Annotated in this window: 8 protein-coding genes; 7 read left to right on the top strand and 1 reads right to left on the bottom strand. The window is 72.9% G+C overall.

From position 1 onward, the window contains the following. From Cco03nite_RS31935 to Cco03nite_RS31905, 7 genes are all read left to right on the top strand, one after another. The coding region (locus tag Cco03nite_RS31935; protein ID WP_203697062.1) for an APC family permease at positions 1-1,384 on the top strand (1,384 nt) is incomplete at its 5' end. Positions 1,385-1,429: 45 nt separating this feature from the next. Further along, positions 1,430-1,765, top strand: a complete 336-nt coding sequence (locus Cco03nite_RS31930; protein ID WP_203697060.1) for an STAS domain-containing protein — start codon at positions 1,430-1,432, stop codon at positions 1,763-1,765. 123 nt (positions 1,766-1,888) lie between these two features. Further along, positions 1,889-2,839, top strand: a complete 951-nt coding sequence (locus Cco03nite_RS31925; RefSeq protein WP_203697058.1) for an anti-sigma factor RsbA family regulatory protein — start codon at positions 1,889-1,891, stop codon at positions 2,837-2,839. A gap of 166 nt (positions 2,840-3,005) precedes the next feature. Continuing rightward, positions 3,006-4,676: a hypothetical protein gene (locus tag Cco03nite_RS31920; RefSeq protein ID WP_203697056.1), complete on the top strand. Its 1,671-nt coding sequence runs from the start codon at positions 3,006-3,008 to the stop codon at positions 4,674-4,676. 38 nt (positions 4,677-4,714) lie between these two features. Beyond that, complete coding sequence (gene ypfJ / locus Cco03nite_RS31915) at positions 4,715-5,623, top strand: KPN_02809 family neutral zinc metallopeptidase (RefSeq protein ID WP_203697054.1); 909 nt, start codon at positions 4,715-4,717, stop codon at positions 5,621-5,623. Between the two features lie 136 nt (positions 5,624-5,759). Beyond that, positions 5,760-7,034, top strand: coding sequence for a Gfo/Idh/MocA family protein (locus Cco03nite_RS31910; protein WP_203697052.1), 1,275 nt, complete (start codon positions 5,760-5,762; stop codon positions 7,032-7,034). Between the two features lie 122 nt (positions 7,035-7,156). Next, a complete protein-coding gene (locus tag Cco03nite_RS31905; protein WP_203697050.1) occupies positions 7,157-8,131 on the top strand; it encodes an AraC family transcriptional regulator in 975 nt (324 codons plus the stop codon). Between the two features lie 6 nt (positions 8,132-8,137). Here Cco03nite_RS31905 and Cco03nite_RS31900 read toward each other — a convergent pair whose 3' ends face one another. After that, positions 8,138-9,160: a DUF695 domain-containing protein gene (locus Cco03nite_RS31900; protein ID WP_203697048.1), complete on the bottom strand. Its 1,023-nt coding sequence runs from the start codon at positions 9,158-9,160 to the stop codon at positions 8,138-8,140. Between the last annotated feature and the right edge of the window lie 44 nt (positions 9,161-9,204).

Genomic DNA, 9,204 nt, shown 5'->3' with positions numbered 1-9,204 from the left:
GGTCGCGGTCTTCCTCGGCCTCAACGCGATCATCGCGGGGTACGGCCTGGTCGAGGTGTTCACCACCCCAGGCGCCTGGTCGGGCTGGACCGACGCGCTGACCAGCGGCGGCGGCGGGTTCGGCGGGATGCTCGGCCCGGCGGTGCTGGCGTTCCCGCTGCTGGTGCTGGGCCTGTCCGGCTTCGAGACCGGCGTGAGCATGATGCCGCTGGTCGCCGCCGAGGGCTCCGACGGCCGCACCCGGATGGCGTCGCGGGTGCGCAACACCCGCAAGCTGCTCACCGTGGCCGCGCTGATCATGTCGGTGTACCTGCTGCTGACGAGCTTCGTCACCACGGTGCTGATCCCGGCGGAGGAGTTCGCCGAGGGCGGCGCCGCCAACGGCCGGGCGCTGGCGTACCTCGCGCACGAGCACCTCGGCGAGGGCTTCGGCACCGTCTACGACATCAGCACGATCCTGATCCTGTGGTTTGCCGGCGCGTCGGCGATGGCGGGCCTGGTCAACATCGTGCCCCGCTACCTGCCCTCCTACGGCATGGCGCCGGAGTGGGCTCGCGCGGTCCGCCCGGTGGTGCTGGTCTACACGGTCGTCTGCGTGGGCGTGACCATCGCGTTCGGGGCCGACGTGGAGGCGCAGGCCGGGGCGTATGCCACCGGCATCCTGGCGATGATGGTCTCCGGCAGCGTCGCGGTCACCATCTCGGCCGCCCGCTACCGGCGTAAATGGGCGACCGCCGGGTTCGCGGTGCTCACCCTGATCCTGCTGTACGCCCTCGGCGAGAACATCCACGAGAAACCCGACGGCATCGCCATCTCCGCGATGTTCATCGCCGCGATCGTGGTGATCTCGCTGATCTCCCGCGCCGCCCGCACCACCGAGCTGCGCGTCAAGCACATCGAGTTCGACACCCGCGCCCGGCGGTTCGTCACCGACTCGATCGACCACGACGGGCAGCTCAACCTGATCGCCAACCGCCGCCAGGCGGGCGACGTCGCGGAGTACGCCGCCAAGGAGCGCGAGCAGCGCGGCATGAACCCCGTCCCGGGCCGCGCCGACGTGCTGTTCCTGGAGATCGACGTGGTGGACCCGTCGATGTTCGCCGACGTGCTCCAGGTGACCGGCGTGCAGGTCGGCGAGTACAGGGTGCTGCGGGCGTCGGCCCCGGCCGCCCCGAACGCCATCGCGGCGATCCTGCTCGCGCTGCGCGACACCACCGGGGTGCGCCCGCACTGCTACTTCGAGTGGTCCGAGGGCTCGCCGCTGACCCACCTGCTGCGCTACCTGTTCCTCGGCCGCGGCGACACCCCGCCGGTGGTCCGGGAGATCCTGCGCGAGCGCGACGCCGACCCGTCCCGGCGGCCCGGCATCCACGTCGGCGGCTGACCTCGCCCGAGCGCCCGCGCGGGCAGGTGTGCTACAAAGCTTCGCGTGAGCCTGCCACCACCTCAGCTGAGCCACCACGTCGTCGCGACGGACGGCGTGGTGCGCGTCGCGCTGAGCGGCGAGGTGGACCTGGCCGTGGCCGACGACCTGCACGGCTGGTTGTCCACGGCGGCGGCCGCGCACCCGGGCCTGCCGGTCGAGGTGGACATGACCGCGGTCACGTTCATCGATTCGTCCGGCATCCGGGCCTTCGTGCGGGCCCGCAACGACGCGGTCGGGGCGGGCCAGGGCCTGCGCCTGGTCAACACGGCCGGCATGGCGCTGCGCGTGCTGCAGGTGGCCGGGGTGTACGCGCACCTCAGCGGCGAACCCGTCGACTGACGCGGGGCGGTTCCGGCCGGTCGGTGAACCGGAGACGATCTCACATGCCCGTGTTAGGTTGGGCGGACACGTCCGGGGTACCTGCCTGACGTGCGGGGAGTCGATGATGCACGAGCAGGTGTCGTGAGGACGGGCGCGGCCGCGGAACACCGCGGCTTCTTCCACGAGACGGCGTTCTACGCATCCGACGAGGAGTTCCTCTCCGTCGTCATCCCCTTCCTCACCGGCGGCGTGGCCGAGGGCGAGCCCACGCTGGCCGTGTTCGCCGAACGCAACGAGCGGCTGGTCCGCGACGCCCTGGGCGGCGACAGCGGGGTGATCTTCATCCGCGGGGACGCGCAGTACCAGCGTCCGGCCGGCGCGATCAAGCGGTACCGGGAGATGCTCGCCGCGCACGTGGCGGCCGGAGCCGCGCAGATCCGGGTCGCCGGGGACGTGCCGCATCCGGGTGTGGGCGTGCCGTGGGAGTGGTGGGCGCGCTACGAGGCGGCGGTGAACCACGCCTACGACGACTTCCCGATGTGGGGGCTGTGCCCGTACGACACCCGGACCACGCCGGACGAGGTGCTCGACTTCGTGCGGCGCACCCACCCGCACATCGCCACGCCGCTCGGGCATACCGCCAACCTCGCCTTCCAGGACCCGTTGGCCCTGCTGGCGGAGGGGGTGACGCCGTGGCGCGACCCGCTGGAGGACACCGCGCCCGCGATCGAGCTGAGCGCGCCGACGACCGGGCAGGCCCGCGGCGCGCTGGTGGCGCTGCAGGCGACCGCCGGCCTGGCCGAGGACGACCTCAGCGGCCTGCTGCTGGCGACCACCGAGACGGTCACCAACGCGATCCTGCACGGCCGGCCGCCGGTGCTGCTGCGGCTGTGGGCCGTGCCGGGCCGCATCGTGGTCACGGTGACCGATCGGGGGCCCGGCCCCGCCGACCCCCTCGTCGGCCTGGTCCCCGGGGCGAGCCCGGGCGGCTGGGGCCTGTGGTTGGCCCACCAGATCTGCTCGTACGTCTCCCTGCGGCGCGAGCCGGACGGGTTCACGGTCCGGCTGCTCGGCGGCGGACTGCCCCGCTGAGCGGGACGCGCGCGGGCGCGGCTGGTGCTCGGCGGCAGGCTGGGCGACAATCTTGCGGTGAGGGACCCGTCGATCCGGGCGGCGCGGTTCCCACAGCCCCGGGGCCCGGGGCCTGCTGGTGGCGGGCCCGGCCGCCCACCCGTCCCCATACCTCAGGAGCAGCTCCGTGTCCGATGTAGACGTCGAGCCGAAAACCGCGAGCCCGGACGACGCCCCGCCCGCCGTCGCCGCCGAGCCCGCCGCCCCGTGGTGGCGCGAGCGGCTACCGCACCTGCTGCTCGGCGCCCTGCTGCTGGTGATGTCCTGCTTCACCGTCGCGCAGGGCCGCTTCCACGGCCGCACCTACGACGAGTACATGCAGGACGACTACGGCGCCAGGGTGCTGAAGTTCTACCTGTCCGGCACCACTGACCGGTCATTCCTGGACTTTCCGGACTACCTCTACATGCCGCAGCACGGCTCCGGGTTCGAGCTGATCGTGGCGTTCTTCCAGTACCTGACCGGGGAGATCTGGAACACCCGCACCATCGTCAACGGGCTGTTCGGCGTGCTCGGCATGCTGATCGCCGCGCTGGCCGCCCGGGAGCTGGCCGGACGCGGCCGGCTCGGCGCGTGGGCGGGGCTCGCCGCCGCGGTCGGCCTCGCGCTGTACCCGCGCTACACCGGCCAGATGATGAACAACTCCAAGGACATCCCGCTGGCCGTGGCGATGGTCCTGGTGCTGTGGCTGGTGCTGCGGCTGATGCGGCGCTGGCGGCAGCCGGACCGCCGGTTCGAGGTGCTGGAGCTGGCCGGGGTCGGCGCGGCGATCGGCTTCGCGGGCTCCGTCCGGGTCAACGCGCTGCTGTGGTTCGGGCTGCTGGCGCTGGTGTCGGCGGGCTTCTGGATCCGGTACGGGTACAAGCTGCGCGGGCGCGAGCTGCGCACCGAGCTGACCAACCAGCTCACCGCGATGCTGGCCATCGGCACCACGGCGTACCTGGTGATGTCGGTGTTCTGGCCGTTCCTGCTGACCAACCCCGTCGACGGGCTGCTGTCGTCGGTCGAGTCGATGGCGAAGTACGACTGGGACAACGAGATCCTGTTCGGCGGCGAGATGGTCCGCTCGACGCAGCTGCCCTGGTACTACGCCCCCTGGTGGCTGGTGATCGGCTCGCCGCTGCCCGTGGTCGCGCTGACCGTCGCGGGCGCGGTGGCCGCGGTCGTGGGACTGGTCCGCCGGCGGCGGCTCGACGGGCGGATGCTGCTGGTCGGGGCGTACATCCTGGTCCCGCTCGCGCTGATCATCGGGGCGCACTCGACGCTGTACAACAGCCTGCGCCAGTTCCTGTTCGTCGCGCCCGGCATGATCGTGCTGGCCGCGGTGCTGCTGGTGCGCTGGGCGCGGGAGTCGTTCGACTCCGGCCGCACGGCGCTGGCCTGGGCGCTGATCGGCGCGGCGGTGCTCGGCCAGGGCGAGGCCCTCTACGCCTCCGCTCGCATCTACCCGTACGAGTACTCGTACTTCAGCCCGCTGGCCGGCGGCTACACCACGGCCCGGCACGACTACGAGAGCACGTACTACGGCTCGTGCACCCGGGCCGCGGCGGTCTGGCTGGGGGAGAACTACCAGCAGTACACCGCCGACACGGCCCCGACGTTCCGCGACGAGCACCAGTGGAACTCGCTGGCCGAGGTGGACCTGCCGGACAACTTCGTCTCGGTCGGCGACGGCGAGCCGTACTTCCGGATCACCACGAAGGAGGCCGGTCCCGGCTACCGGGAGATCCACGCCGTGGTGGTCGAGGGCGAGCCGGTGTGCCGGGTCTCGGTGATGGACCTCGCGCCCGGGTCGTGACCGGTTAAGGGGCAGCCGGCGCGGGGTATCGCGCCGGCATGACCCTCAACGAGAACGCGGACATCGATACCAGCCAGGTGACCGACGCCCGGGGATCCGGGGGCGGCGGAGGGGGCGGTGGCCTCGGCGGCATCCCGATCCCGGTCGGCGGCGGCCTGCTCGGCACGCTGATCGTGATCGGGCTGGCGCTGGCCGGGACCTTCCTCGGCCCGCAGCTGTTCGGCGGCGGCGACGGCGGGCCGGGGGTGAGCGAGACCTGCTCGACGGCGAACCCGGACCGGCTCGACAACGCCGAGTGCCGTAACACGCTGTACGTGAACTCGATCCAGGCGTACTGGCAGCAGGCCATGCCGGAGACGTTCGGGCAGCCGTACCAGCAGACCGACACGGTGTTCTTCTCGCAGGCCGTGAACACCGGCTGCGGCCCGGCCGACAGCGGGGTGGGCCCGTTCTACTGCCCGCCGGACAAGCAGGTGTACATCGACCTGACGTTCTACGACGAGCTGGCCCGCCGCTTCGGCGCCGACGGGCAGTTCGCCCAGCCGTACGTGCTGGCCCACGAGTACGGCCACCACCTGCAGAACCTGCTCGGCATCTCGGCCGACGTGCAGCGGCAGTCCGAGCGCGACCCGGGTAACGCCAACGCGCTGTCGGTGAAGCTGGAGCTGCAGGCCGACTGCCTGGCCGGGGTGTGGGCCAAGCACGCCGTGGAGACCAAGGACGACAAGGGCACCGCGATCTTCAAGTCGGTCACCCAGCAGGACATCGACCAGGCCCTGGAGGCCGCGGCGGCGATCGGCGACGACAAGATCCAGGAGAAGTCGGGCGGGCGGGTCGACGAGTCCAAGTTCACCCACGGCACCGCCAAGCAGCGCAGCGACTGGTTCAACACCGGCTACCGCACCGGCGACGGCCGCCAGTGCGACACCTTCACCAAGGGCGTCTGAGGCTCCACCCGCGGCGGGCGGGGAGGGGACGGCCGGGCCAGGGACGTGCTACGTTCCGGGCCCGGCCGCTGCTTGCCGTCGCAGAAAACGGTTCCTATAGTGGCCGGGACCGGGCACCGATCTTCGGGAGTATTACGTGAACCCTGTGCGTCTGGCGCTGATCGGCGCGGGTGACCGCGGCAACGCGTACGCCCGCTGGGCCCTGGCCCATCCCGACCGGGCCCGGTTCGTCGCCGTCGCCGAACCCGACCCCGACCGGCGCGCCCGCTTCGCCGCGGCGCACGGCCTCGACCCGGCCGCGCTGCACGACGACTGGCGGCAGCTGCTCGCCGACGGGGACCTCGCGGCCGACGCGGTCGTCATCGCCACCCAGGACGCCGGGCACGCCGACCCGGCCGTGGCCGCCGCCGCGCGCGGCCTGCACATCATGCTGGAGAAGCCGCTCGCGCCGACCCCGCAGGAGTGCGTGCGCATCGTCGACGCCGTACGCGAGGCCGGTGTGCTGCTCGCCGTGTGCCACGTGCTGCGGTACGCCCCGTACACCCGGCTGGTCAAGCACCTGATCGACGCCGGGGCGATCGGGGACGTGGTGTCGGTGCAGCACCACGAGCCGGTCGGCTTCTGGCACCAGGCGCACTCGTTCGTGCGCGGCAACTGGCGGCGCGAGGACCTGTCCAGCTTCATGCTGCTGGCCAAGTCCTGCCACGACATCGACTGGCTGCAGCACATCGTCGGCCGTGACATCGCCCGCGTGTCCAGCTTCGGCGGGCTGCGCCACTTCCGCCCCGAGAACCGCCCGGCCGCCGCCGCGGACCGCTGCCTGGACTGCGCCGTCGAGCCGGACTGCCCGTACTCCGCCCCCCGCCTCTACCGCGACCGGCTGGCCCGCGGCGAGCACGGCTGGCCGCTGTCCGTGGTGACCCCGGTCTTCACCGAGGAGTCGCTCACGGCCGCCCTGCGCGAAGGACCCTACGGCCGCTGCGTGTACGCGTGCGACAACGACGTCGTCGACCACCAGGTCGTCGCGATGGAGTTCGACGGCGGGGTGACCGCGTCGTTCACCATGAACGCCTTCAACACCGGCGGCCACCGGCGCACCCGCGTCTTCGGCACCCGCGGCGAGCTGGTCTGCGACGCCGTCAGCGTGACCGTGCACGACTTCACCACCGGCACCGCGACCAGCCACGACCCGGCGACCGCCGGCGGCGCCGACGCCGCGGGCGGGCACGGCGGCGGCGACGCCGGGCTGATGGACGCGTTCACCGCCGCGGTGGCCACCGGCGACCCGGCGCTCATCCTGTCCGGCCCGGCGCAGACGCTCAACTCCCACCTGGCCACCTTCGCCGCCGAGCAGGCCCGGCACGAGGGCACCGTGGTCACCGTCGCCCGCCCGGCCGCGCTCGCGGGCTGACCGTCCCGGACGCGAACGCAGGTCACGTCCCCTCGGCGCAACACCCGGTTCCCCGGACCCTCGTTTGCCGGGTAGGCACCCCGACCACCACGGCCGGGGCCGCCGCACCGGGGATGGGTGACATGGCTGAGGGTGTATCGCTGCGGGTACGCGCGCGCGAGTTCGCGACCGGGGACGTGGACGCGGCCCACGAGGTGCTGCGCGAGTCGTACATCGAGCACCGGCACCGGGTGTTCGGCGGCGCCGAGGACTTCCGGTTCCGGCAGCACGTGGTGCAGGCCGGTGAGCTGGGCATGGACAGCGTGCGGCACACCGCGACGGTGGAGACGGTCACCGACCCGCTGCCGTACCTGATGTTCGTGGTGACGCTGAACGCCGACCTCGTCGTCCGGGCCGGGCGCGAGGAACTGCGGCCGATGCGCGGCGAGGCCTTCCTCTACCCGACCGGCATGCCGCTGACCATCCGCTGGAGCGACTTCGACCTGCGGCTGCTGCGCCTGCCCGTCGACCGGGTCGCCCGGGTCGCGGCCCGCGCCGGCATCGCGCTGGCCGACTTCCGCTTCGACGGCATGGCCCCCATCTCCGCCGAGGCGGGCCGGCACTGGCGTGACACCATGGCGTACCTGTTCCACACGCTCAACACTCCGGACACGCCGCTGGCCAACCCGCTCGTGCACGCGGCCGCCGTCGACCTGGCCGCCACCACGGCCATCGCGACCTTCCCCAACACCGCCACCGCCACCGGCTACGTCGGCGAGCCCGGCCGGGTCGCGCCCGCGGCGCTGCGGCGCGCGGTCGCCTTCATCGACGCGCACGCGCACGAGCCGGTGACCGTCGAGGACATCGCCGACGCGGCCGGGATCTCCTCCCGCGGGCTGCAGGCGGCGTTCGCCCGGCACGCCGACAGCACCCCGATGGCGTACCTGCGCCGGGTCAGGCTGTCCCGGGCCCACCGCGACCTGCAGACCGCCGACCCGACCCGTGGCGACACCGTGGCCGCGGTCGCCCGCCGCTGGGGTTTCACCAGCCTGAGCCGCTTCGCGGCCGTCTACCGGGAGGAGTACGGCCGCTCGCCCCGGCAGACCCTGCGCACCTGAGCGGGGTCACGGCCGCAGGTGCCGCACGCCCTCCCAGCCGTGATCCGCGCCGACCTTGACCTTCGCCCGCCCGGACCAGCCCTTGGCCAGCTTCTCGACGGCGTCGGCGGAGAAGCGGACCGAGTCGGCGTACACGTGGAACGTCCGCATCCCCGCGCTGGTCTCGTGCGCGATCAGCTCGGCGTCGGCGAGCACCTCCCGCAGCCGGTCCTCGAAGTCGCGCAGCGCGGTGAGCGCGTCCGGTTCCGGCATGCCGTTGTCCCGGCCGCGGAACGCCAGCGTGATCGCGACGTGCGTGTCCAGCAGCGGCCAGCGGGCGGGCTTGAGCGGCCGCTGCGTCGTGGCGATGCGCGGGACCTCGGCGTCCGGGCTGCTGCCCAGCAGCACCCAGGTCTCGTCGCGGTACTGCGCCGCCAGCTCCGCGACCGCCGCGGCCAGCTGCTGCGGCGGCTGCGCCCCGGCCGGGCACTCGGCGGCGACGTCGACGCTCCCGATCCAGATCTCGACCGCGTCCTCGCCCAGCAGCCACGCCAGCGACAGGAAAGCCAGCCGAAGCCGCTCGTTCTGCGTCATCGCGGCGAACACGGGGTGGAAGACCAGGATGTCGTACTCGCTGCGCGGCTCGTCGAGGCTGAAGGCGTAGCGCAGCTCGGCCAGCTCCACCCGGTGGCCCTCGATCTGCAACGCAGCCTCGAACATCTCCGGCTCGGCCTGCCGGGCGTCGTGGAACTCCCACGTGACGTCGGCCGCCGGGGCCGCCTGCCGCCAGCGGTACGCGATCGCGCGCAGCGCCGGGTCACCGGCCGCGCTGAGGATGAACGCGTGCTCGGACACCCGGCCCTTGCTGAACTCCCACTCCAGCTCAGGGTGGATGTCGTTGACCCGGGCGGAGAGGTCGGCGACCAGGTCGTCGGGGAAGCCGCGGGCGGCGATCGCCGCCTCGGACCGGGCGCGCAGCTGCGGCCAGGCCGCCCAGAACGCCGCCGTCGCGGCGGAGTGATCGGGACGCCGCTTCCGGGAGAAGATCATGGTGCGCGAGCATAACCGCCGCCACGGTTTGGCATGAGCCCGGC

The organism is Catellatospora coxensis, assembly GCF_016862635.1.
Classification (GTDB): domain Bacteria; phylum Actinomycetota; class Actinomycetes; order Mycobacteriales; family Micromonosporaceae; genus Catellatospora; species Catellatospora coxensis.
Note: the sequence above shows the minus strand (reverse complement) of the source record. Positions and strands in the feature narration are given on the sequence as shown.